Source organism: Paenimyroides tangerinum (assembly GCF_003865405.1).
In the GTDB taxonomy this organism is placed as follows: domain Bacteria; phylum Bacteroidota; class Bacteroidia; order Flavobacteriales; family Flavobacteriaceae; genus Flavobacterium; species Flavobacterium tangerinum.
This window is the reverse complement of record NZ_RQVQ01000008.1, coordinates 17,514-42,359: the sequence shown is the minus strand read 5'-3', so window position 1 is coordinate 42,359 and position 24,846 is coordinate 17,514. Positions and strand designations below refer to the sequence as shown.

Genomic DNA, 24,846 nt, shown 5'->3' with positions numbered 1-24,846 from the left:
TGTTAAGTTATTTATTGTTGATGTATTTTCGTAAATTCATTTAAAATTTTAAAAATATGAAAAAAATAATCGCCTTCATTTTTGTTTTAGGATTGTTCGCATGTGAAAAAGATTCTAAAACTACAGAACAAACCATAATTTCCGGAACCGTAACTGGAGCTACTGATGGAAAATTTTCTATTACAGGAAATGCTTTCGAAAAGGAAATTACATTAAATCAGGATGGAACTTTTACAGATACTTTGAGTTTGCCTTACAGTGGAACGTATCAAATTCAAGGTGCAAATCAATCCATTTATTTAGAACCTAATCAAACTTTGAATTTTGTTCTTGATATTGAAAATCCAGATGCAATAACGTTTACTGGAGATTTAGCTGCAGAAAATGGATATATTGTTAAGAAAAGAGCTATTCGTAAAGAAGTTTTAGGAACTAAGCGTCAAGATTTATATGCTTTAGATGAAAAATCGTATTTAGATAAGGTTAATGATGTAACCAAGAAATCTACCGATTTACTTAACACTTCAACTTTCAAATCAAAGAATTTTAAAAATTTAGAAACGAAAAATATCGATTATGGTAAAGCTTCGTTGTTGCAAACTTATCCAGTATATCACGGATATGTAACAGAAAATGAAAGTTTTGTAGTTTCTGAATCGTTCCCTAAAGTTGATGCGAATATCAATTACGATAACGCAGAAGATTATAATTTCTCTTCGGCTTACCGTGATTTAGTTCAATTTAATTTTGATGAATCAGTTCAGGATGAAGTTGACAAAGGTGGAAAAAATGAAGATGTTTTGATTTCGAAATTGAAAACAATTAAGAGCGAAAACATTAAAAATGATTTGGTAGAAAAATCAAGTTATTATGTTTCATTGTCAAGTGAAAACTTAGACGGAATGTATAATGCGTTTTTATCACTTTCTACGGACGAAACTTTCAAAAAGGATTTGACCGAAAAATACAATAAATTGAAGTTGGTTACAAAAGGAAAACCTTCTCCAAAATTTAATTATGAAAATCACAAAGGCGGAACAACTTCTTTGGACGATTTAAAAGGAAAATATGTTTATGTAGATGTTTGGGCAACTTGGTGCGGACCTTGTATTGCAGAAATTCCTGCTTTGAAAGAAGTTGAGAAAAAATATCACGGAAAAAATATCGAATTTGTGAGCATTTCTGTTGATGACAAAAAAGATTATGACAAATGGAAAAAATTTGTGACAGATAAACAATTAGTTGGAACGCAATTGTATGCTGATAATTCTTGGCAATCTCAATTTGTACAAGATTATGTTATCGAAGGAATTCCAAGATTTATTTTGATTGGACCTGATGGAAATATCATTTCAGGCGATGCACCACGACCATCTGATGAAGCGTTGATTAAATTGTTTGATGAATTGAAGATTTAATAACCTAATATAAATTCCCGATTCAAACAAATCGGGAGTTTTTATTTAGTTAGGCTTCAGTAGAAGTATTACTTTTTTTACCTCCTGCAAAATATAAAATTGCTCCAACAACAACGATACCAATCTTAATTCCCCAAGCTGTGTTTTCGCCCCAATTGTAAATCCATGTAAGAATTCGAGGTACGTAATTCGCAAATCTCATTACAATGGTTATAGCGCCTAAAATCATTAAATAAGAACCAATTTTTCTCATAACTATTTTTTTTGATTTATTAAATTTCTTAATTGTACAAATTATTAAAATCAAAATAATTGCAAATAGCTGATTTCAGGGGTTTTTCTGTTTCAATTTGCTTAGGGAGTTTCTTTTCAAAAAAAAAACCAATTCAAATCGAATTGGGATTTTTACTTTACATTATTTCGCCTTCATACGGAACTTCAATTTCTTTAAAGATGATTCCATATTTTTCAAGTTCATCTAATATCGGATTGTAAACTTCTTTTTCAATTGGCATAATCACACCTTTTGTAGAAATTTTATTGTTTAAGATTAATAAAGTAGCAATTGCAACTGGTAAACCAACTGTTTTTGCCATCGCTGTTTGTACTTGATTTTCTCCAATACAAACCATTGTTGCATCAATTTGTTTTGCTGAACCATTCATTACATATCCAAATTTATGATACATAACAATCATATCTTTATCATCTGGTTCAAGGGTCCATTTGTCTGCCAAAATTTTCTCAAGAATTTGAGCCGGAGTTGCATTTACTAAACCGATTTTATTCGTATCATTAAATAAATCTAATTCAACCAATTTATCCCAAATTAAATCATCTTGAGGAATACTTAAAGTCAAACGGAATTTAACTTCGACAGAATCCGTTGGATGATAATATAAAAAGGAGTTGATGAATTCACGATTGGTCATGTTTTCTGAACCTTCAATTTGATAAGTGTCATCTGTCAATCCTAATTGAACAAATAAATTCCAAGCTCTAGAATATCCAACTCTTCGAATGGTTCCTCGATAAATAGTATGTGCGTTTTCTAAACCATAAACTTTTCTGTAGCTTAATGAATCTCTGTTTGCATAAGCTTCAAAACGTCCGTAACCTTCAATATCTAGAAATTCTGTTCTACGGAAAATACGTTGGTACGGAATGTATTTAAATGATCCTTGTTGTAAAAATTTTGCGGCTCCACCTTGTCCAGCAAGAACAACATTTCTTGGATTCCATGTAAATTTATAATTCCATAAATTGTTATCAGACTCAGGAGCTACTAATCCACCGCAAAACGATTCGAAATGAATTGGTTTTCCACCTTCTTCTCGAATCTTGTCAAGAACTTTCATTGCGCTCATATGGTCGATTCCTGGGTCCAGTCCACATTCGTTCATGAAAATCAAACCTGCGTTTTTAACTTCTTCGTCAAGTTCACGCATTTCGTTACTGATGTATGAAGCAGTAACTAAATTTTTCTTGAAAGTAATACAATCTTTTGCAACTTCAATATGCATAAAAGCAGGCAACATGGAAATTACAATATCAGCTTTTTCGATTGCATTTCTTCTTTCGATTTCGTCGCTAATATTTAATGAAATTGCTGTTGCATTCGGATGATTCAAAGTGCTTTTTTTAGCAAGCTCAATATTTAAATCAGCAACAGTTAGTTTTAAGTTTTCTGTTTCAGAATGATCAAGTAGGTATTTAATTAATGCAGTGGCCGAGCGCCCTGCGCCAATTATAAGTATGTTTTTCATTATGATTTTATAGTTTGTTTGGTTTTGGGTTGCTAAAATAGGAATTTTATATTTAATAGGGGTGTTTTTTACGTTATTTTTAATTCTCTTGCTGTTTGAAATAGTTATATTTACAAAAAAAATCAACGATGAGTATCAAGCTTATTAGAATCGCAATTGTATTTGGATTAATTTCAATTATTTTAGGTGCTTTTGGAGCTCATGCTTTAAAAGCAGTTTTATCAGAACAACAATTAACTTCTTTTGAAACGGGAGTTCGATATCAAATGTATCAAGCTTTGTTTTTGTTATTTGTAGCAACAACCAATTTTTTAACGGATAAAGCAAAGAAAATAACTACAATTATTTTATCTATTGGAGTGTTGTTTTTTTCAGGTTCAATCTATCTTTTGGCTACACAAGAATTATCTGGAATCAATTTTAAATTTTTAGGTCCGATTACTCCGATTGGAGGCCTTTTAATTATGATAAGTTGGATTTATGTGGCTTTTTGTGTTGGAAAACAAAAAAATAATAATTAATATAAATTTATTTAAATAAATTCATAAGTTTGTAGCAAAATAACACAACACATAATTATAGATATGAATGTTTTAAATACATTATCTTTAGATAAATACGGAATTACTGATGTAGAAGAAATAATCTACAATCCTACTTATGACGAATTATTTGAAGCAGAAACAGCAGATGGTTTAGTGGGATATGAAAAAGGTCAAGTTTCTGAATTAGGAGCAGTGAATGTTATGACTGGTGTTTTTACTGGTCGTTCACCTAAAGATAAATACATCGTTAAAGATGCTGTTACAGAAAATACCGTTTGGTGGACTTCTGAAAAAGCGGTTAACGATAATAAGCCAATTTCTCAAAATACTTGGGATGCATTAAAAGAAAACGCAGTTAAAGAATTATCAGGTAAAAAACTTTACGTTGTTGATGCATTTTGTGGAGCAAACGAGGATACTCGTTTAAAAGTTCGTTTCGTTATGGAAGTGGCTTGGCAAGCACATTTTGTAAAAAATATGTTTATTCGTCCAACAGAAGCTGAATTAGAAAACTTTGGAGAGCCTGATTTCGTTGTTATTAACGCATCGAAAACTTCTTTCAAAGATTATGCAGCTCACGGATTAAATTCAGAAGTTTACGTTGCTTTCAACTTAACTGAGAAAATGCAATTAATCGGTGGTACTTGGTACGGCGGTGAGATGAAAAAAGGTTTGTTCTCTATGATGAACTACTATTTACCTTTAAAAGGAATGGCTTCAATGCACTGTTCTGCAAATAAAGGTAAAGATGGAGATGTTGCTGTTTTCTTCGGATTGTCAGGAACAGGAAAAACAACTTTATCTACAGACCCAAAACGTGAATTAATCGGTGATGATGAACACGGATGGGATAATGATGGTGTTTTCAATTTCGAAGGAGGTTGTTATGCTAAAACCATTGATTTATGTAAAGAAAACGAGCCAGATATTTTTGGTGCTATCAAGAAAAATGCTTTGTTAGAAAACGTTACTTTAGATGAAAATGGAAAAATTGATTTTAAAGACGGTTCTGTAACACAAAATACACGTGTTTCATATCCAATCGAACATATCGAAAATATTGTTAAGCCAGTTTCCAAAGCAGGTCATGCGACAAAAGTTATTTTCTTAACTGCTGATGCTTTTGGAGTTATGCCTCCAGTTTCTATCTTAACACCAGAACAAACTAAATATTATTTTCTTTCTGGATTTACAGCAAAATTAGCTGGAACTGAAAGAGGAGTAACTCAACCAGAACCAACTTTCTCAGCTTGTTTCGGAAAAGCATTCTTATCTCTTCATCCAACACAATACGGTCAAGAATTAGTTAAGAAAATGGAAGAGCATAAAGCTACGGCTTATATGGTAAATACAGGATGGAACGGTACAGGAAAACGTATTTCTATTAAAGATACACGTGCTATTATCGATCGTATTTTAGATGGTTCAATGGAAAAAGCTGAAACAACTATAATTCCAATTTTCAATTTTGCAGTTCCAACAAATTTAGAAGGTGTTGGTACTAATATTTTAGATCCTAGAAATACTTATGCTGAAGCTACTGAATGGGAAGTTAAAGCAAAAGATTTAGCAGAACGTTTTATTAAAAACTTTGTTCAATATACAGATAACGAAGAAGGTAAAGCTTTAGTTGAGGCAGGTCCTAAATTATAAAATAAAAGCCAATCGAATTTTTTTGATTGGCTTTTTTCTTGTTTAGAAAATAAAAAATCGCTCTTAAAATATTAAGAGCGATTTTTTTATTTATTTACTTTGGCTAAATATTTATCTAATGCCATTGTCATAGAAGGTGATTCGGCACTTGGTGCCATGATATCAACTCTAAGGTTGTGGTCTAAAGCTTCTTTTTGTGTTGTACTACCAAAAACTGCAATTCGAGTTTCGTTTTGTTCAAAATCAGGGAAATTCATGAAAAGAGAGTTGATTCCTGTTGGGCTAAAAAATGCTAAAACATCATATTTAACATCTCTTAAATCAGATAAGTCGCTCATTGCAGTTCTGAAAAATACTCCTTGTTTCCAATCAACATTAAGTTCGTTTAATGTTTGAGGTACATCGTCATTTAATTTGTCAGAAGCTGGTAATAAAAATTTGTCATCTTTGAATTTTTTAATTAAAGGTGATAAATCTTTAAAATCTTTCATTCCAACATAAATTTTGCGTTTTCTGTAAACAACGTATTTTTGTAAATAATAAGCAATTGCTTCTGATTGGCAAAAATATTTCAGAGTTTCAGGAACTTTATAACGCATTTCTTCTGCAACTCTAAAAAAATGATCGACAGAATTTTTACTAGTTAAAATAATCGATGTGTAATTATTTAAGTCAATTTTCTGTTGACGAACTTCTTTTGCTGTTGCGCCTTCAACGTGAATGAATGGTCTAAAGTCGATTTTAACTTTATACTTTTGTTGTATGTCAAAGTATGGAGAGTTTTCTACTTTAGGCTCTGGTTGAGAAACCAAAATTGTTTTCACTTTCATGATAAAAATTCTTTAAAACTTTGAAGTAGCTAGTAATTTATAAATTAATAAATACGGAGCTATTTCTAAAGTGCAAAGATACAAAATAAAATACAAAATATGTTTTAGTATTAATTTTTGATGATTCTTTAAAATAACACTGTACATTATTAGGTTTGTTAGTAAAATAATAGATAAAACAACGTAAATGATGTATATTTCTTGTGTTTTTGTGTAAAAAAGAAACATTGATACAGGTAGGATTAACAAACCTAGATATGTTCTGTAATTAACTTTTATTAAATTATATTGATCTGTAAATTCATTAATATTGAAAAAGTTAGCTATAATTTTTTCTATTAAATATTTTCCAACTATGAAAAAGGTTAAAAAATTAAATATTTTCAAAAAGTCAATAAAAGAATTTATATTACTGTAATCTAGATAGCTTAAGGTTATATGTATAAAAAAGGAAAAGGATATCAGTTGAATAAAAAACAGAGAAATCGTAAACCAGCTTTTTAGGTTGCTTGAATCCTTGTAGATTTTCAAGTATTTATCCGAATATATCAATCGGATATAATCATTAAAACGCATTGCAAACACATTTCTGTTTACAGTCAAAAGTACAAATGTTAAAATGAAAAGTAAGGTTGCCCAATCTCCAGAGCTCGTTAACCTTGGTATAAAATCTATATTCATAATTCGATGTAAAGTTAATAATTTATTAGACAAGTTTTTATTGCATTGATATTAAGATTTAGTTGTAATAAAAGTTTATTTTTGCATGTAAATATGATATTAAATGAGTAGAAATATTGTTGTAATTCCAACTTATAACGAGATTGAAAATATATCGGACATTTTATTGGCGGTTTTGAGTTTGCCAATTTCGTTTGATATTTTAGTGGTTGACGATAATTCTCCTGACGGAACAGCTGAACAGGTTTTGAAGTTTGCTACCATTTATCCGAATCGTATTTTTCTAGAGAAACGTCTGAAAAAAAATGGTTTAGGTACTGCTTATGTTCACGGTTTTTATTGGGCGATTGAAAAAAAGTACGATTATATTTTTGAAATGGATGCCGATTTTTCTCATAATCCAAATGATTTACTTCGTTTGTTGGAAGCTTGTCAAAATGGGGCAGATGTTTCCATTGGTTCTAGATATGTGACTGGAGTGAATGTTGTAAACTGGCCGTTAAGTCGCGTTTTGATGTCTTATTTTGCTTCAGTTTACGTACGATTTATTACAGGAATGAATATCCAAGATACGACTGCTGGTTTTGTTTGTTACAAACGAAATGTTTTAGAGCAAATCGATTTAAAGAAAATCAAATTTGTTGGTTATGCATTTCAAATCGAAATGAAATATCGTGCTTATTGCAAACAATTTAAAATCGAAGAAGTTCCAATTATTTTTACAGACCGAACAAAAGGAGAATCGAAAATGTCTAAAGGTATTTTTAAAGAAGCTGTTTTTGGTGTACTACAATTAAGATTTAAAAAACTACTAAACAAAATATAAATGAAATCAATTTTAATAAAAAACGGAACGATTGTTAATGAAGGTTCTGTTTTTAAAAGTGATATTTTAATAGAGAACGGGCGAATTTCTAAAATTTCGGATAACATTGATTCGATTGCAGATTGCGAAGTTTTTGATGCAACAAATAAAGTAATTCTTCCTGGAGTAATTGATGATCAAGTTCATTTTAGAGAACCTGGTTTAACGCATAAAGGAAATATCAATTCAGAATCTAGAGCCGCAATTGCTGGAGGAACAACATCGTTTATCGAACAACCAAATACGGTTCCGAATGCGGTTACTCAAGAAATTTTAGAAGAAAAATATTCGATTGCAAGTCAAACTTCTCATGCCAATTATTCATTTATGATGGGCGGAACTAATGATAATTTAGAGGAAGTTCTTAAAACAAATCCAAGAAATGTTGCTGGAATTAAATTGTTTTTAGGTTCTTCAACTGGGAACATGTTGGTAGATAATCAAGATGTTTTAGAAAAGATTTTTTCTTCTACTAAAATGTTGATCGCTGTACATTGTGAAGATGAGCAAACGATTCGTGAAAATTTAGAGAAAGCTAAAGAACAATTTGGTGATGATATTCCGGTTACGCAACATCCCGTAATTCGTAGTGCTGAAGCTTGTTATAAATCTTCTTCAAAAGCAATTGAATTAGCTAAAAAAACGGGAGCTCGTTTACATGTTTTTCATTTGAGTACTGGAATCGAAACGGATTTGTTTAGAAATGATATTCCGCTTGAAGAAAAAATGATTACTGCAGAAGTTTGTGTGCATCATTTGACTTTTTCTGATGAAGATTATTTAACTAAAGGAAATTTTATCAAATGGAATCCTGCTGTAAAATCAGCTTCTGACCGTGAAAAAATTTGGGAAGCTTTACTTGATGATCGTATCGATGTAATTGCAACTGATCACGCTCCACATACAATTGAAGAGAAATCAAAAAAATATTCAGAAGCTCCATCAGGTGGACCTTTAGTTCAGCATAGTTTAGTTGCGATGTTAGAATTTGTGAAAGAAGGTAAAATTTCAATCGAGAAAGTGGTTGAAAAAATGGCTCATAATCCTGCAAAACTTTTCAAAATCGAAGAGCGTGGTTTTATTAAAGAAGGTTATTTTGCAGATTTAGCGATTGTTGATTTAAATGATCCTTGGGAAGTTACAAAAGAAAATGTAGTTGCTAAATGTGGATGGTCCCCTTTTGAAGGTAAAACATTTTCTTCAAAAGTTGATTCAACGATTGTAAATGGAAATTTTGCAATGAAAAACGGCGTAATTTCTGATGGAAAATTCGGACAGCGTTTATTATTTAATAGATAAAATGAAAAAGATAACTATATTTCTGTTTTTACTTTCATTGTTTGGATGCAGTAAAAAAATCGAAAAACCTGAAAAGTTTTTGGAAAAAGACGAGATGACAAATTTAATGTTTGAATTGTCTTTGCTTACGGCATCACGTTCAAACTATTCACAAGATTCAATTTTTAAAACTGTATTACCTCAGAATGTTTTAGGTAAATATAATTTAGATAGTTTGTCCTTCGTTGAGTTGAATAATTATTACATTCAGCATCCAGAAATCTATGCGGAAATTTATGATTCAATTAATAATCGATTGCAAGATAGAATCAAATATTTCGAAGGTTTACCTGAAGATCCTCGTGATACAATTACCAATAACCAAATTATTAAGATTAGTAAATTTAAATCGATTTTGAAATAATCTCTTTTAGGAATTTATCAGAAGATTCAAACTCAAAATTCAAGGTTTGTTTTATCAAATCATTTTTATATAAATCTTTAGTAAAAGAAGCTGTGGCAAGATCTCTTGTTAGGCTTCTTTTTTTATTTGGAATGATTGCGGTTAACAACCAATCCATTCGCCATGCAATTGCTAACATCCATTTTTTTGCTTCTAAGAAATTTGTTTTTTTGTTTAATAATTCACAGATTTTCTCAAAAAGATCTTTGTAGGAAATATTTTCTGAAACGATTATAAACCGTTGATTAAAAATATTATTTTTCATTAATTCAATCATGCAATTAACTAGATCATTTACAGAAACAATTCCGGTTTTTCCATCGGTATAAAAAGGAAATCCACTTTTCATTTTTGTGATGATTTCTCCTGAACCTTGATCTGGAAATCCAATTCCAAAAATAACTCCCGGATTTACAATAACCACATTTAGTCCTTCTTGTGCAGCACGCCAAACTTCGGTCTCAGCGCCAAATTTAGAAATAGCATAATCGCTGTGATTTCCATTCGGATTCCAATTGCTGGTTTCGTCAATTAAATTCGTTCCAATAATTGTTTCATCTAAAGTTGCAATTGAACTGATATGACAGAATTTTTCAACACCAAAAACCAAAGAAAGATTAACCATATTTGCAGTTCCTTCAATATTGATTTTTTGCATTTTCTCGTTTTCAGAGCTTGTGAAAGTTACCATTGCTGCACAATGATAAACTTCTTTGATATCAATAAAAGCTTCTTCTAATGCAGGGATGTCATTTATATCAGCTTCAAGCCATTCAATTTGAGAAAACAAATCTAACTTATTCATCAGTTTGAATAAGTTTTCTGTTTTGTAAATGTTTTTCTCGTTTCTGTAAATAGCTCTAACTTGATTGTTCTTCTCAACCAAACGCAATAATAAATGTGCGCCAACTAAACCGGTTCCGCCTGTAACTAATATCATAATGCAAATTTAGATTTTTGGAATTTAAAATAATTGAGTTTAACGATTTTATTGTTTGATGTAAATCTCGTTTTCAGTAAATCCGTTTTTCTTTACAAATTCTTTAAACTGTTTTTTGTTTAGATTATAGGTTTTTGGATAAATCGAATCTGTCGCTGTTTGATTGGTGATTTCGTTCAATAATTCAATTTCAGATTCATTTGCTATTTCGCTTAAAGATAAATAGTTTCGTTTGAAATTTATTTTTGAAACATTCCAATTTTCGTCTGAGTTTTTTACATTCAGAAAATAATTTTGATTTAATTTTCTTAAAACATCACCATTCTTTAAACTAAAAAGTGTATCCTTAATGTTAAACTCTGCAATGTAAAGTGTGTCTGAAAGTTGGTTTAAAATGGTTATGTTTTCTTTATCTGTACTGTTTAGCTCGTTCAAAGAAACTGTATCTGTATTTGAAAAAGTTCGAATAATCATTTCATTTTCAATAGTCAGTTTATAACCCAATTCCGGATTTGAATAATTTCCTAAAAATTTTTTTGGAAATTGTGAGATGTTTTTCTTTTCACTCGGTTGTGGTTCGGTAAAGTTCGCTAATGGTTCTTTACAAGAATTTAAACCAAGGAATGAAATTAAGATTGCGTATTTTATGTTTTTCAAAGTGTTGCTTTTTAAGTTTTTTTTCTTTGCCTAAAATACACATAATCTTTTTATGCTTTTTTATTTTCGGTTATATTTGCATAAAATAATTTACAATATGAAAAATTTTATTGAAGAAGTGACTTGGAGAGGTATGCTCCACGACGTAATGCCAGGCACAGAAGAACATTTGATGGAGCAGATGCGTGTTGCGTATGTGGGAATTGACCCAACAGCGGATTCATTGCATATTGGACACTTAGTAGGTGTGATGTTATTAAAACATTTTCAGATCGCTGGGCACAAACCTTTAGCGTTAATTGGTGGGGCAACTGGTATGATTGGTGATCCATCAGGGAAATCAACAGAGCGTAATTTGTTAGACGAAGCTGCTTTACGTCACAATCAAAATGCGATTAAAGAACAATTGTCTCGTTTCTTAGATTTTGAGTCTGATGTACAAAATGCTGCTGAACTTGTAAATAACTACGATTGGATGAAAGAATTTTCATTCTTAGAATTTATTAGAACTGTCGGAAAACATATAACAGTAAATTATATGATGGCAAAAGATTCTGTGAAAAAACGTTTAAACGGTGAAGCACAGGACGGAATGTCGTTTACAGAATTTACATACCAACTAATTCAAGGTTACGATTTCTTACATTTATATAAAGATAAATCGTGTACTTTACAAATGGGAGGTTCAGATCAATGGGGTAATATTACTACCGGAACTGAATTAGTTCGTAGAATGGAATCTGGTAAAGCATTTGCTTTAACTTGTCCATTAATTACAAAAGCTGACGGTACAAAATTCGGAAAATCGGAAGGTGGTAACATTTGGTTAGATGCAGAAAGAACTTCTCCATACAAATTCTACCAATATTGGTTAAATACTTCAGATGTTGATGCAGAGAAATACATTAAGATTTTTACATTCTTATCTAAAGAAGAAATCGAAAAGTTAACTATTGAACATCAAGAAGCTCCACATTTACGTGCTTTACAAAAGAAATTAGCTGAAGAAATTACGGTTATGGTTCATTCTCGTGAAGATTTCGAAAACGCTGTTAAAGCTTCAGGAATTTTATTCGGAAATGCATCGACTGATGATTTAAAACAATTAGATTCTAAAACGTTTTTAGATGTGTTTGATGGAGTTCCTCAAGCTGAAATTACAAAAGCAGATTTGGAAGCCGGTTTGGATATTGTTACGGTTTTAAATGAAAAATCAGGCTTTATGAAATCAAACGGAGAAGCGCGTCGTTCATTAACAGAAAATTCAATTTCTGTAAACCGTGAAAAAGTTCAAGAAGGATTTACTTTAACAACAAACGATTTAATTAATAATGAATTTGTTTTATTACAAAAAGGAAAGAAAAACTATTTTGTATTACGTTTCGTTTAATTTATAAAAAAAAAGAGTTTCAATTGAAACTCTTTTTTTGTTTTATTCTAAAACTAATAGATTGCAACCACGAATATCGGAACTGTCAAAGCGTCCCAAAACTTCAAAGCTAAAATCTGAATATTTTTTACCTAAATCTTGTGTTGCAATAAATGAACATGAATTAAAATTAGCTAAATCAATAACGTTAATTCCACCTGTTCTTTCATCTTCAAGAATCGTTAATGGATCTTCGGTATCGCGAATTAAAATATCCATCCAAGGTGGACATTCAAAAATGCCGTCTCCTAATGAATATGCTTGTGAAAGTAATTCGGTCATACCATATTCTGAATGAATTTTTGGAACTCCAAATCCTTCGCTCAAAATTTGATGTAGTTCTTCACGAATTATTTCTTTACGTTTGCCTTTCATTCCGCCAGTTTCCATAATTATGGTGTTCTTTAAATTGAATTTTTGTAATTCAATTAAATCAAGTAGGGCATAAGTAACACCAATTAAAATTACATTTTGTCCGTCTGAATCTAACTCGATTAATTTCTGAGCTAAAGCTTCGTAATCGTTTAAATAGAAACCGCTGTCAGGATGATTTGATCCTTCAATTAAATCGTTTACCATGTAAATTAATGAAGACCCATCTCGTTCTAAATAAGATGGCAAAAGTGCTAAAACAGCATAGTCTTCAATGTTTCCATAAAATTTAGAAAAGCCATTTCTGAAACTATATTCGTAAAAAGATAAATCAGTTACATAATGTTTAGATGCTGCGGATCCTGTTGTTCCACTGCTTGTAAATGTTTCTTGAATAGATTCGTTTGAACTAAGAATTTCTTTTGATTTAAAGAATTCGATAGGTAAGAAAGGGATTTCGTTTAAATGCTTCACATTTGAAGGGTCTTTCTGAAGAAGCAAACAATATTTTTGGTAAACTTCGTTATGTTCAAATTGATAACGAAAGATTTTCATGGCTGTTCTATGAAATTCTTTTGTTGTATGTATAGATATGATATCTTCGGCTGTAAACACGATGTTGAATTTTTTACAAAAGTACAAATAAAAAAAGCATCAACAATTGTTGATGCTTTTTAAGTTATGATAAATTTAATTATTTGATAACTAATTTTCTAGAAGCTTTTTTACCATCTTGAGTAATGTTCATGATGTAAACTCCAGAAGTTAAAGTAGAAACGTTTACTGTTTCTTCAGTAGAAGTTTCTAAAACTTTTTTACCTAACATATCATAGATAGCAATCGTTTTAGTCCCCATTTCGTTAGAAACGATGTTTACTAAATCTGAAGCTGGGTTAGGATATACTTTTAAACCTTCGATGTTGTTCTCAACGATTGAAGCAGTGTCGTCAATTTCTTCTCCACTAATTGTTAAATTGTCAATTCTCCATGCTCCACCTACACCATATGATGTTCCAACAGGGGCGTATGCTTGTGTTTCAGGAGCGAAAATAGAAACTAATTTGAATGTTACTGTACCTTGGTTGTTAGCCGTTGCAGGTAAAGTTAAAGAAACTGGATTATTGAAATTGTTTGCTAAAGCTCCATTGTTATTACCTAAAATTGTCCAAGTTGTTCCGTCTGTAGACATTTCATATTGCATCCATTTTGATCCTGTATTTGAAGATCTAGGGTCAAATGTAAGTGTTAAGTTTTCATAACCACTTGTGCTTAATGAAAATTGATAACCTGCTGTTCCGCTGTTTTCACCTTGAGCAGGAAAGGTTTTAATACTATATGCTTTTCCTTGAGCATTAAAGCCTTCTGGCATTGCACCTGAAGTTAAATTAACTTCAACACCACCAATAATGCTAAAAGTTCCTGTTCCAGTTGTAGGGTTAACAGCTAATGTGTAATCTGTTGCATCAAAATTCCATTGAGTAATGATTTCTGATTGTGCATTTGCCGTTAATGTAGCAGCTAAAACTGCAACTAAAGAGTAGATTTTTTTCATGATCAATTTGATTTAAATTTTATTATACAAAAATAATTTATTTTTTTTAAATGACATAAATTTAATATAAAATAATGTTAAGTAATTGTTATTAATGAAATCAAACTTCCTATGATGTTCTTGTCAATAAGAATTCAGTAATTATTTAATAACTAATTTACGAGTAGCGCTTGTGTTGTTCTCTTTAACCTTAATTAAATAAATACCAGGATTTAGATTGCTGATATTAATTTCTTTGTTATTACCGTAAAGTGTAACTTCATAGACTTTTTTACCTAACATATCATATATTTCTACTTCTCTTGAATTCGAGTTTTGATCTGTTGAAATATAAATTCGACCATTAGTTACAGGATTTGGAAAAATCTGTAAACCTTCAATACCGTCAGTTTTTGTGGAGGTATTCTTTTTTTCTTGTGCGATTCCGCTTACAGAAATGAATAAAGAAAAAAGTATATATAGGATGTATTTTTGTTTCATAGTTGAAATTTTCGATATAAATATAATAATTATTTTTCAAAAAACATACCAAAAAAATAACTCGCTAAGAAAATTAGCGAGTTAAATGAAAAATAAATATAACTATGTTATAAACCTACAGTCCAACCTTGTGCCCAAGTTGGTAATGAAGATCCGTTTCCTGCTCCTGTTGCTGAAGCACTTTCGGTATAAACTCCAGAAACATCTACAGAAGTTCCTGCTGTGTTTTTACCTTTTGATTTTGTTGCAATGTTTTCAAACTTTACGTTTGTAATCTTTAAAGTTCCGTTTTCAATTCCTGCGATCGATTCGTCATGTTCTACGTTAAATCCTACAGAGAAATCTTTTAAAACAACATTGTTAATTGTAGCTAAAGTTCCAACTCTTAATTTGAATGCATCTGGCTCACTTCCTTCACCTCTTCCAATTAAAGTTACATTAGAAATTACTGGATTTGAAATTGGTGTAGCTGTATGATTACTTGAATTATTGTCAGCTTCAACTCCGCGATTTCCGATGTCAGCTCTTTGTTGTCCAAACCAATATTCATTTGTTCCGTTCCATCCTTCTGTCCAGTCAAATGAATCATCTTCACTTCCTGTCGAAACGATGTATTTTGTATCAACCGTTCCTCCAAAAAATTCAATTCCATCATCAGAACAATTGAAAATCTGAACGTATTCTATTTTTGTACCTTTACCAACTCCGAATAAAGAAAGTCCATTAAATTCTTTTTCTGAACTAAAATTAGCTCCAGCATATTCAATTCGTAAATATTTAATTGAACCTGAATTGTCATTTGCATCATTTCCGCCATAAGCCAATCCTGTTACTTCTGCTTGTGATGGAATTGCTTTGTTAATTGGTGCTTTTCCACAAATTACTAAACCTCCCCAACTTCCTGGAGTTGTATTAGAACTTGTCATAACTACTGGATTTGTAGCTGTTCCGTTAACTTCGATTTTTCCTCCTTGAGCAACTGCGATGTATGATGAAGTTCCACCTGTTCCTACGATTTTTGTTCCTGCTGGAATTACTAATGTAGCTCCGTTTTCAATGGTGATTGCTCCCGTTAAATTATATGTTTTTGTTGCATCTAATGTTACTTTTCCAGATTTGATATTTCCTTTGAAATCTTGTGGATTTGCAACAAATTCTGATCCTGTTCCAGGTTGTTCTTGATTGTTGTCTGACGAATTGTCATCACTACTACAGCTTACAAATGTTACTGCTGACATTAATAATAAAAGTCCGAATGCGTTTCTGATTGATTTTTTCATTGTTTTTTTGTTTAAATATTTTATTGTGTTGTGTGATACAAAGATGTAAAAGTTTGTTTCTTTTGGAGTTATCTAAACTTTATTGAATTTTTAATTAAATGCTTTATTTGTGTAAATAAATTGTTAGGTATGTAAATAAAAAAAAGCAACTCATTGTCGAGTTGCTTTTAGATTAGAATGTGTATTTTACTGAAGCACTTATGAAACGTCCTAATTTGTAAGATCTTACTAAGATGTCTTCGTTCGTGTTTTCTTGCATTCTTTTAATTGCTGGATTTGTTAAGTTTTTAGCATTTAATCCTAAAGTGAAATGCTTGTTTAATTTTGTTTTGAAAATTAAATCTAAACTTCCGAAACCTTTGTCAACTAAATTTCCTTTTTGCTCTGTTCCGATACTGTATAAACGGTCTGAATTGTAATTATATGCTAAAGTTGCTATAATGTTTCTTTCGTTCCACTCTTTAAAATAAGTAACATCAGCATTTAATAATAGGTTTGAAGCTCCTGTGAAACCACTTGTTGAATTAGTAAATTGAGCCGAATAATTTGTTTCTTGCTTAATTTTTTCGTTGTCTAATTCTTGGTGTGTTTTCATAATTGCTAAATTAACTCCAGCAGATAATTTATTATTATCATCATCGTTAAAATAGAATAGGTTTTTACGTGCTTCAATTTCAAGTCCATAAACATATCCGAAGTTTCCTGAGTTTACAAATGTTAAGTCATTTGCAGAAGAAGAAATTGTAACTTTGTTAATTGGATTTTGAATGTATTTACCAAAAGCTGTTGCAGATAGAACTTCATCATTTTGTGGGAACATTTCCCATTTTAAATCAAAATTATAATCGTCTGATGCATATAAATTTGGATTTCCGCTTTCTACTTCATCAACTTCCTCATAAATAAACGGAGCTCTTTCTTTGAATTGTGGTAACGTATATGTTTTTGAGAATGCAAAACGTAAGTTCTGCGTTCCATTTAATTCATATTTTAAATTTAAACTTGGTAAAAAGGCATTTTTCTTCAATGTGTTTTCTCCTCCAGCAAAATCTAACTGTGTTTTCCAGTCAATTTTTTGATTGATGTTTTCATAACGCAATCCTAGAACGGCAAATAATTTCGAATTTAATTGATATTCTAAATTCACAAATCCAGCATTGATTGATTGCTTACCATTGTAATATTGCGGCTCTAAAGCATTTGGATTGTTTTTGTTTCCTCGGAAAGTTTCAATATCAAAATATCCAGCTTCGTAATTTTGTTGATTGAAGAAACCGTCTAAATTATTTTCGTCAACTAAATAGTTTTCTTTGTATGCATTTGCTAATCTCAAAATAAACTGATTTGCTTCGAAATTGCGTTCTTTGAAACGTCCGTTGTAACCTAAAACTAATTTTCCTTTGTAAGAATCATCTTCATTTTTTGCAAAATTGTAATCAAGTGATGCATTGAAAGCATATTCTTTTTCTGTTAAATTTTGGAAATATCTGTGATTGTCAGATGCCGTTTTTCCTACCAATCCATATCCACCAATGTTTTCATTGAACATCAATTTGTTTTGAGTTCTGTCTGGCATATCACTTTTGATGTGATTGTATGCAGCTCCCCAATTGAAAGTTGTTTTTTCTGACAAGATGTGTTTACCTAATAATTGGTTAACCATTAATTGGTTTTGTTCGTAAGTATTTCTGTTTAAAATTCCTCCTTCTTCAGTTTCTGCAATATCGCGCATATAACCTCTTAAATTGTCATTCTTTAAAGATGAAGTATTTACAAATAAAAAGTTGTAAGAAATGTTATTGTTTGAATTGATGTCGTAATTTGCATTGAACATTCCTGTTGTATTGGTATTGTAGCTCGATGTTTTTTGATATAAATCGTTAATGGCAATTCCTTGTGCATTAACCGTTTTGTTAATTCCTTCTTTGAATCCGTAGTCATTAGAAAATGATAAAGTTGCAAATGTGTTTAAAATTCCTTCTGTTCCAATAAAGAATTTTTTCCCGCCACTTAAACCTAAATTACCAGCATACGGAGCAACTGATTTTAATTTATATGGATGATTGAAATTAAATCCTTGTAAAGCATTTGCAGGTTGACTGTTTTTCGAGAATCCAAAATAATTTCTTCCGCCTTGCAATGCAAAATCTTTTTGACCAACTGCATTTGTGTTAATATTTGCACCTAAATCAATTGTGAAAAAGCCGTTCGAATTATTTTTCTTTGAAATAATATCCACATTTCCTCCAGCAAAATCTCCATAGTTTCGAGCTAAATATGTTTTGTCGATTGAAATATATTCAACGATATCCGTAGAAAAAATGTTCAAATCGATGTTTTTTGTGTCTGGTTTATTTGATGGAATTGGCAAGCCGTTCATTGTTGTGCTGTTGTAACGATCACCTAAACCACGCACAAAAATACCACCTGAACTTTCTTGTTTACTGATTCCAGACGTTTTTGTAACAGCAGTTGCAACATCACCAACTCCTTTTCGAGATAATTCCTGCGAACCGATGTTTTGTTTAATTTCTAATGATTTGCGTTGCTCGTTTAGCAAAGCTGATTCACTTCCTTTGTTTGTTTTTACGGTAATAATAATATCTTCAAGACTATTATCTTCAGCTTCTAATGAAACTGTAATAATTTGGTCTTTTGCTGTATTGATTAAAACTTCTTTTGTTTTGTATCCAACATAAGATATTTCTAAAGTGTGAATTCCTTCTGGTGCATCTAAAATAAATTTTCCATTTTCGTCAGAGCTAGCTCCAATTTCCGTACCTTTAATTACAATTGTTGCGTAGGCTAAAGGTTCATTGTTAGAACCTTGATCTGTAATTGATCCTTTTATTGTTTTGACGTTTTGTGCGTAAGTTGCAAAACATAATAAAAGAGTTAATAATAAAAATCTAAATTTCATGTGTGTGTGTTGTTAATTTTGAAGCAAAGGAATTGCATATTTATTATTACAACGTTACATGGAAATTAAGAGTTTGTTCAGTTAATGTAAGGTTAATGTTACTATATTAAATAATTGTAAACTCACTTTTTGAAGCATATTTATCTCTAACTTTACAATCAAATAACAACACTAAAACGAATGAAGAATAAAGATATTAAGATATTATTAGTCGATGACGATATCGATATTTTAGAAATTGTAGGATTTAATTTAGAAGCAGAAGGCTACGAAATTATCAAAGCTCATAATGGTAAAGAAGCGGTTCAAATAGCTAAAAAAGAAATTCCTAACTTGATTATTTTAGATGTGATGATGCCAGAAATGGATGGTATCGAAGCTTGTGAAAATATAAGAAAGATACCAGAATTGAAACGTACAATAATTACGTTTTTAACTGCTAGAGGTGAAGATTATTCTCAAGTTGCAGGTTTCGATTCGGGTGCTGATGATTATATTACTAAACCGATTAAACCAAAATTATTAGTTAGTAAAGTTAAGGCCTTATTAAGAAGAGTTAAAGAAGAACAACCAATTAACGATGTTTTAAACGTTGGTAATATTGAGATAAACCGCGAAGAATATAAAATTGTTAGCGATGGTAAAGAAATTATTTTACCAAGAAAAGAGTTCGAATTATTCTATTTGTTGGCTTCAAAACCAGGTAAAGTTTTCAAAAGAGAAGAAATTTTAGATAAAGTTTGGGGTAACGAAGTAATTGTTGGTGGACGAACGATTGATGTTCATATCAGAAAGTTAAGAGAAAAAATTGGTGACGACTTATTTAAAACGATAAAAGGAGTAGGTTATAAATTAGAAATTTAATGACGTTAAAATATAAAAAATCTTATCGCTTTGCGATTAAATCAACTTCACTAATCACAATTTTTTCAATTGTGATTTTGTTGTTTTTGCAATATTTGTTTTTTGAAATTAATTTCTTTTTCACATTAGTTTTCGCTGTCTTATTTTTTGTTTTTTCTTTTTTTGTGATTCAATTTAGGGTTGAAAAATTTATTTATCACGGAATTGAAAACATTTTCAATAAAGTTTCAATTCTTGATAAATCTGTACTTAGAAGCAATCCAATTACAACAGATATGCAAACCTTAATGAGCGAGGTAAATAAATTTGCTACCGATAAAAAAATTGAAATAGAATCATTAAAAGTTCGAGAAGAATACCGTCGAGAATTTATTGGGAATGTTGCTCACGAACTTAAAACGCCTTTGTTTACTGTTCAAGGTTATATTTCTACATTAATTGATGGTGAAATTGAAGATGAAAAAATAATTGAAAAATATCTGAAACGTGCTGAGAATGGGGTAGAGCGATTGATTGAAATTGTGGCCGATTTAGATATGATTACTAAATTGGAATCGAGCGAATTAAAATTGGATGTTACCCGTTTTGATATCGTTGAAGCTTTCAAAGATGTTTTTGATATGTTTGAACTAAAAGCAGAAGAAAAAGATATCGCTTTAATGTTTGATAAAGAAAATTATCGCAAAATTTTTGTCAAAGCAGATAAAGAAAAAATCAGTCGCGCTATTGTTAATTTGGTTGAAAATTCGATTAAATACGGAAAACCAAAAGGAACAACAGAAGTTAGTTTTGTTCATTTGACCGATAATAAATTAATGGTTCGAGTTACCGATGATGGTTTAGGAATTGATAAAAAACACATCAATCGAATTTTTGAACGTTTCTATCGAATCGAATCGAGTCGTTCTCGTGAAGTTGGTGGTTCTGGTTTAGGACTTTCCATTGTAAAACACATTATCGAAGCCCATGATGAGCATATTTATTTAGAAAGTAAACTTGGTTCGGGCTCAGAATTTTCCTTTACGATTCAAAAATCAGCAATGTCATAAAATTCAGAGTTTTTTGTGACTTCAATTAAATGCGAAATTTATTTTATATTTTTGCATAAAATTTAAAAAAGTGGGAAGTAAAAATAAATTAAAACGATTCAGAGAAAACGAAACATTCGGAAATGTGTTTCAACCAACTCGTGAAGATATCGTTGATACTGTTTTTCCTTTAAAAGGAAATTGGAATAAAGATGTTTTTAAAAACGATAATCCGATAGTTTTAGAATTAGGTTGCGGAAAAGGTGAATATTCTGTTGGATTGGCGGCTCGTTATCCGGAGAAAAATTTTATCGGAATTGATATCAAAGGTGCACGTTTTTGGAGAGGTGCAAAAACAGCGGTTGAAAACGGTTTAAATAACGTTGCTTTTATTCGTACACAAATCGAATTAATCGAAGATGTTTTTGCAGAAAACGAAGTTTCAGAAATTTGGATCACTTTCCCAGATCCACAAATCAAATACAAAAGAACCAAACATCGTTTGACTAACGCTGAATTCTTACAACGTTATAAAAAAATTTTAAACGAAACGGGAGTTGTAAATTTAAAAACGGATAGCGAATTTATGCACGGTTATACGTTGGGATTATTGCATGGTGAAGGACATGAAGTGATTTATGCAAATCACGATGTATATAAGAATGAAGGTGCACCTGAAGTAGTTACCACAATTCAAACGTTTTATGAATCGCAATATTTAGAAATAAATAAAGCGATAACTTATATCCAATTCCGTATAAAATAATGTTATATGTTTATCCATTTTTAGTTGGATTATTTGCTTCCATTGTTGGTACAGCTTTACCAGGTTTGCTTAATGCTACCATTGTAAAAATTGCTGCTAATGAAGGACGTAAAAAAGCATATATATTTACTTCGGGTGTTTTATTGGTTATTTTTTTTCAAACCTATTTAGCTGTAAATTTTGCTCGATTAATTGATAAAAGCGAAGTTGCATCAGAAATTATCCAAGAAATCGGATTAGCCATTTTTACGATTCTTACTTTGTATTTTTTGATTTTTGCAAGAAGACCAAAAAAAGTAAAAATTAAAAAGGAAAAAAGTGGAAAAAGGCGTTTTTTTTACGGAATGTTTTTGGCAACAATAAATATGTTTCCGATTCCGTATTATGTTTTTGTGAGCATTACTGCTGATCAATATATGAATTTTGAATTTAGAAATCCCTTTACATCTTTGATTTCATTGGGTGTAACTTTAGGTTCAGGTTTTGTTTTTTTAATGTATCTTAATTATTTTAAAAACAAGTCAATGGAAGAAAGTTTTATTCTCAAGAATATTAATTTTATTATTGGTTCGATTACTGGTTTTATATCCATTTTTACAGCATTTAAAATATTTAATTAAAAGAAAGTTTCGGCTTTCTTTTTTTTGTTTAAATCGTTTTATAAGCTAAATGTAATCACGAGTTTTGGTTTTTATTTTTTAAATATTTTTTACGAATATAGAAAATTGTTGGAATCACAATCGCACAAGCAACTCCAAATGAAACGAGTTCTATAATTTGATTGAACCATTTGTACGAATACAAGATTTGGACATAGATAAATCTAATTATAAATAAAACATTAATTCCTGATATAAAATACCATAAACATCCTTCAACCCAAAAAATTGAAGTATCGCTAGCGCTAGAGGTATAAAGTTCTTCGCTAGAAATAAATTTGTAATAAAAAACTAAACTTACAAATTGAAAAAACAATATTAATACTCCCATGATTTGATTTACTTTATAATTAAAAAAAGTTGTTGTTTAATGTCAGGTTTTGACTAGTATAAATAATTTTGCTCACAACTTTGCAGGCAAAACAATAAATTGAAAAACACTGATATATTCTTCATTATCTAATAACTTCTAATGGACCTCCTGCTTTGGGACGATGGAAGTATAAAGTATATAAAGTATATTTATCAATTCCTTGTTTATCTTTAAAACTTACCCAAAGTGTTGATTTTTTATACGAGTTGTTAATTAGTTCAATAATTTTCCCGTTTCCGTAATATTTTAAAGAATAATTCTCTAACGGTTGTGTTCTGGAGTTTTCTCTTCCCCATGTATCAATAAAATTATCAACATATTCTTTATTCAAATTTGCATTAAAAAAATTTACATTAGCAAATTCTTTTTCAGATTTTAAATTAGATTCTGCAATTTTATCAAGTTCACGGTTTTGAATCCACTTTTTATATTTTTCATACTCTTTAAGTAGTTCAGCTTGCAATAGCTTAGGATCTTCTTTAGATAAATCTACACTCTTTTGCCAACCTTCTACCTCATAAGGTACATCTGCATAAAAAGTTCCTGAATATTCTACATAAGGTTTACCCGCGTCTGCAAATACATTCTTCCCTGTTTCTTCATCTTTTTTTAATGGAGCTTCAAATTCAAAGAGTTTTCCGAATCTTTTTTCTATATCTCCGTTTTCTTTAAATTTTATGCCTTCTATTGCCAACTCAACTCTTGCACCATCTTGTATTGCTGGTCTTGTTATAGATACTACTTTACCATCAATCTCTTTCTTATCATGTACAGGATACACTCTTATTTTCCATGTTTGTTCTCCTTTTTTTAAAATAGCTGTATTAATGGGTGCGCTTTCGCTTAGAGATCCGTCTCCTTCACCATAATAGGTCATAATAGGAAAATCGTTAATTAAAAGTTCAAAATTACACCCCCCTATAAAATAGATTGCTCTATAACTAATTGCTTTATCTCTATGTTTTACTTCTTTATATAGGTTTCCTAAAATATCATTTACTTCTTTGTTCATTGATTTTGTATTTTGCGCACAGCTTTGTAGGCTGATTACACTGATGATTAAAATTAAAAATTTGTACATTATTATATTGATTATTTATTCTTTATTGGAAGAGAAATAGAATTTCTCAAATTTTTTAGGTTCTTTCCAAGCATCTATTGCCTGCCATTTAAACTCATTTTTACTTGAAACAGAGCCTATTGGTGTTCCATTACCTGTTTCTGTCTTACCCTCTAAATCCAAATATCCTTTTACTTCCAAACCTTCAAAGGTTAACTCAGGGTCTATATACCAACCATTATCATCCGCATCTATCGGTGCCTTACCTGTCCATTTGGCAGTTGCTTCTGCTCCTAGTTTACCTTCACCTGTTAAAATTACTCTAACAAAAGGTACTTTTCTTTTAATTTTTATTTCAATGGCTATTTTCAGTTTAAACTCGATATCGCATTTTAATTCACCTACTTGTTTATCGTTGGCATTGCGGTCTTCTTTATTAAAGCTATTCTCTTTGGTTTTGGTATTCAAGAAACCTTGTATTTTGCCGCCAAAAGAGCCTTCTGCGCTAAGTTCGCAAGTAATTTTACTCCCATCTCCCATTATAGCCAAGGTAATGTCTGCAGCGGCGATTACTGCCATCGCTACAGGATGGGCGCGCTGTGCCAATGCCAAAAAATCTAGAGTTATTTTTAGCCCCACCAGAGGAGAAAGCTCCAAAACTCCCTGCAAGATCACGCCTGTCTGGTTGTAGTAAGGGCCGTGGAGATCTATATTTTCTAAAAACCACTCGAACTGGGCTTCTATGTTAGGTTTCTCGACCTCTTTACTCGCAATAGAACGGGTAAGGTTTTTTTTATGCTCATTGGATAGGCTATCTACTCTTCTTTGTAGGTTATCCATATCATTTTTTGCTTTTTATCTTTGTCTTGCTGTGGTTGCTTTAGAGTATCGCGATCTTGCCTCATCAAGGTGTCGTCTGGAGGTCGCTAACTCTCTATTACCTCTTTCTGCGGCTCTTTCTGCGGCT

Annotated in this window: 25 protein-coding genes; 11 read left to right on the top strand and 14 right to left on the bottom strand. The window is 30.9% G+C overall.

Annotation, left to right across the window (positions count from 1 at the left end; translation table 11 throughout):
* Positions 1–56: 56 nt before the first annotated feature.
* A complete protein-coding gene (locus EG240_RS04705) occupies positions 57–1,418 on the top strand; it encodes a TlpA family protein disulfide reductase (protein ID WP_125017956.1) in 1,362 nt (453 codons plus the stop codon).
* A 49-nt stretch (positions 1,419–1,467) separates the two neighbouring features.
* Here EG240_RS04705 and EG240_RS04700 read toward each other — a convergent pair whose 3' ends face one another.
* The gene (locus EG240_RS04700; RefSeq protein WP_125017954.1) at positions 1,468–1,671 is read right to left on the bottom strand and encodes a hypothetical protein; all 204 of its coding nucleotides are present in this window, start codon (positions 1,669–1,671) and stop codon (positions 1,468–1,470) included.
* Positions 1,672–1,828: 157 nt separating this feature from the next.
* Complete coding sequence (locus EG240_RS04695) at positions 1,829–3,184, bottom strand: saccharopine dehydrogenase family protein (RefSeq protein ID WP_125017952.1); 1,356 nt, start codon at positions 3,182–3,184, stop codon at positions 1,829–1,831.
* Between the two features lie 128 nt (positions 3,185–3,312).
* Here EG240_RS04695 and EG240_RS04690 point away from each other — a divergent pair, with 128 nt between their 5' ends.
* Positions 3,313–3,705 carry a DUF423 domain-containing protein gene (locus EG240_RS04690; RefSeq protein WP_125017951.1) on the top strand — a complete coding sequence of 131 codons (393 nt, stop codon included), beginning with the start codon at positions 3,313–3,315 and terminating at the stop codon, positions 3,703–3,705.
* A gap of 63 nt (positions 3,706–3,768) precedes the next feature.
* Positions 3,769–5,382: a phosphoenolpyruvate carboxykinase (ATP) gene (pckA, locus tag EG240_RS04685; RefSeq protein ID WP_125017949.1), complete on the top strand. Its 1,614-nt coding sequence runs from the start codon at positions 3,769–3,771 to the stop codon at positions 5,380–5,382.
* An 86-nt stretch (positions 5,383–5,468) separates the two neighbouring features.
* On the opposite strand, the gene EG240_RS04680 is transcribed toward pckA, so the two are convergent.
* Together EG240_RS04680 and EG240_RS04675 are read right to left on the bottom strand one after the other, a co-directional pair.
* Positions 5,469–6,212, bottom strand: a complete 744-nt coding sequence (locus EG240_RS04680) for a uroporphyrinogen-III synthase (RefSeq protein ID WP_125017947.1) — start codon at positions 6,210–6,212, stop codon at positions 5,469–5,471.
* A gap of 12 nt (positions 6,213–6,224) precedes the next feature.
* Positions 6,225–6,893 carry a DUF4271 domain-containing protein gene (locus tag EG240_RS04675; protein ID WP_162497956.1) on the bottom strand — a complete coding sequence of 223 codons (669 nt, stop codon included), beginning with the start codon at positions 6,891–6,893 and terminating at the stop codon, positions 6,225–6,227.
* Between the two features lie 103 nt (positions 6,894–6,996).
* Here EG240_RS04675 and EG240_RS04670 point away from each other — a divergent pair, with 103 nt between their 5' ends.
* The 3 genes from EG240_RS04670 to EG240_RS04660 are packed head-to-tail and all read left to right on the top strand — an operon-like array spanning position 6,997 to position 9,460.
* Positions 6,997–7,719 (top strand): polyprenol monophosphomannose synthase, encoded by a 723-nt coding sequence (locus EG240_RS04670; protein ID WP_125017945.1) that lies wholly within the window; start codon positions 6,997–6,999, stop codon positions 7,717–7,719.
* Positions 7,720–9,057, top strand: a complete 1,338-nt coding sequence (locus tag EG240_RS04665; protein ID WP_125017943.1) for a dihydroorotase — start codon at positions 7,720–7,722, stop codon at positions 9,055–9,057. It abuts the gene before it with no gap.
* 1 nt (position 9,058) lies between these two features.
* Positions 9,059–9,460 carry a DUF4296 domain-containing protein gene (locus EG240_RS04660; protein ID WP_158611985.1) on the top strand — a complete coding sequence of 134 codons (402 nt, stop codon included), beginning with the start codon at positions 9,059–9,061 and terminating at the stop codon, positions 9,458–9,460.
* On the opposite strand, the gene EG240_RS04655 is transcribed toward EG240_RS04660, so the two are convergent.
* Positions 9,441–10,439: an NAD-dependent epimerase/dehydratase family protein gene (locus tag EG240_RS04655; protein WP_125017939.1), complete on the bottom strand. Its 999-nt coding sequence runs from the start codon at positions 10,437–10,439 to the stop codon at positions 9,441–9,443. The two genes, EG240_RS04660 and EG240_RS04655, sit on opposite strands and share 20 nt — an antisense overlap.
* A 48-nt stretch (positions 10,440–10,487) precedes the next feature.
* Positions 10,488–11,096, bottom strand: coding sequence for a hypothetical protein (locus tag EG240_RS04650; RefSeq protein WP_125017937.1), 609 nt, complete (start codon positions 11,094–11,096; stop codon positions 10,488–10,490).
* A 97-nt stretch (positions 11,097–11,193) separates the two neighbouring features.
* On the opposite strand from EG240_RS04650, the gene tyrS reads away from it, so the two are divergent.
* Complete coding sequence (tyrS, locus tag EG240_RS04645) at positions 11,194–12,486, top strand: tyrosine--tRNA ligase (RefSeq protein WP_125017935.1); 1,293 nt, start codon at positions 11,194–11,196, stop codon at positions 12,484–12,486.
* 42 nt (positions 12,487–12,528) lie between these two features.
* Here tyrS and EG240_RS04640 read toward each other — a convergent pair whose 3' ends face one another.
* From EG240_RS04640 to EG240_RS04620, 5 genes are all read right to left on the bottom strand, one after another.
* Positions 12,529–13,512: a LuxE/PaaK family acyltransferase gene (locus tag EG240_RS04640; protein WP_125017933.1), complete on the bottom strand. Its 984-nt coding sequence runs from the start codon at positions 13,510–13,512 to the stop codon at positions 12,529–12,531.
* Between the two features lie 79 nt (positions 13,513–13,591).
* Positions 13,592–14,449 (bottom strand): T9SS type A sorting domain-containing protein, encoded by an 858-nt coding sequence (locus EG240_RS04635; RefSeq protein WP_125017931.1) that lies wholly within the window; start codon positions 14,447–14,449, stop codon positions 13,592–13,594.
* A 141-nt stretch (positions 14,450–14,590) separates the two neighbouring features.
* On the bottom strand, positions 14,591–14,929 hold the full coding sequence (locus EG240_RS04630) for a T9SS type A sorting domain-containing protein (protein ID WP_125017929.1): 339 nt from the start codon (positions 14,927–14,929) through the stop codon (positions 14,591–14,593).
* 107 nt (positions 14,930–15,036) lie between these two features.
* On the bottom strand, positions 15,037–16,209 hold the full coding sequence (locus EG240_RS04625) for a hypothetical protein (protein ID WP_125017927.1): 1,173 nt from the start codon (positions 16,207–16,209) through the stop codon (positions 15,037–15,039).
* Positions 16,210–16,381: 172 nt separating this feature from the next.
* Positions 16,382–19,129, bottom strand: a complete 2,748-nt coding sequence (locus EG240_RS04620; RefSeq protein ID WP_125017925.1) for a TonB-dependent receptor — start codon at positions 19,127–19,129, stop codon at positions 16,382–16,384.
* A 180-nt stretch (positions 19,130–19,309) separates the two neighbouring features.
* On the opposite strand from EG240_RS04620, the gene EG240_RS04615 reads away from it, so the two are divergent.
* The 4 genes from EG240_RS04615 (at position 19,310) to EG240_RS04600 (ending at position 22,407) form a co-directional block, all read left to right on the top strand.
* Positions 19,310–19,993: a response regulator transcription factor gene (locus EG240_RS04615; RefSeq protein ID WP_125017923.1), complete on the top strand. Its 684-nt coding sequence runs from the start codon at positions 19,310–19,312 to the stop codon at positions 19,991–19,993.
* On the top strand, positions 19,993–21,042 hold the full coding sequence (locus EG240_RS04610) for a sensor histidine kinase (protein WP_125017921.1): 1,050 nt from the start codon (positions 19,993–19,995) through the stop codon (positions 21,040–21,042). Before EG240_RS04615 ends, EG240_RS04610 begins: the two co-directional genes overlap by 1 nt.
* Before the next feature lie 70 nt (positions 21,043–21,112).
* Entirely contained in the window at positions 21,113–21,787 is a 675-nt protein-coding gene (trmB, locus tag EG240_RS04605) for a tRNA (guanosine(46)-N7)-methyltransferase TrmB (RefSeq protein ID WP_125017919.1), read from the top strand.
* A complete protein-coding gene (locus EG240_RS04600; RefSeq protein ID WP_125017917.1) occupies positions 21,787–22,407 on the top strand; it encodes an amino acid permease in 621 nt (206 codons plus the stop codon). The genes trmB and EG240_RS04600 overlap by 1 nt, the downstream gene beginning before the upstream one ends.
* A gap of 55 nt (positions 22,408–22,462) precedes the next feature.
* On the opposite strand, the gene EG240_RS04595 is transcribed toward EG240_RS04600, so the two are convergent.
* The 3 genes from EG240_RS04595 to EG240_RS16800 all read right to left on the bottom strand — a co-directional run bounded on the left by EG240_RS04595 (position 22,463) and on the right by EG240_RS16800 (position 24,719).
* Positions 22,463–22,777, bottom strand: coding sequence for a hypothetical protein (locus tag EG240_RS04595; protein WP_125017915.1), 315 nt, complete (start codon positions 22,775–22,777; stop codon positions 22,463–22,465).
* 124 nt (positions 22,778–22,901) lie between these two features.
* Positions 22,902–23,831, bottom strand: coding sequence for a hypothetical protein (locus EG240_RS04590; protein ID WP_235830330.1), 930 nt, complete (start codon positions 23,829–23,831; stop codon positions 22,902–22,904).
* Positions 23,832–23,915: 84 nt separating this feature from the next.
* A complete protein-coding gene (locus tag EG240_RS16800; RefSeq protein ID WP_125017911.1) occupies positions 23,916–24,719 on the bottom strand; it encodes a hypothetical protein in 804 nt (267 codons plus the stop codon).
* Positions 24,720–24,846: the final 127 nt, after the last annotated feature.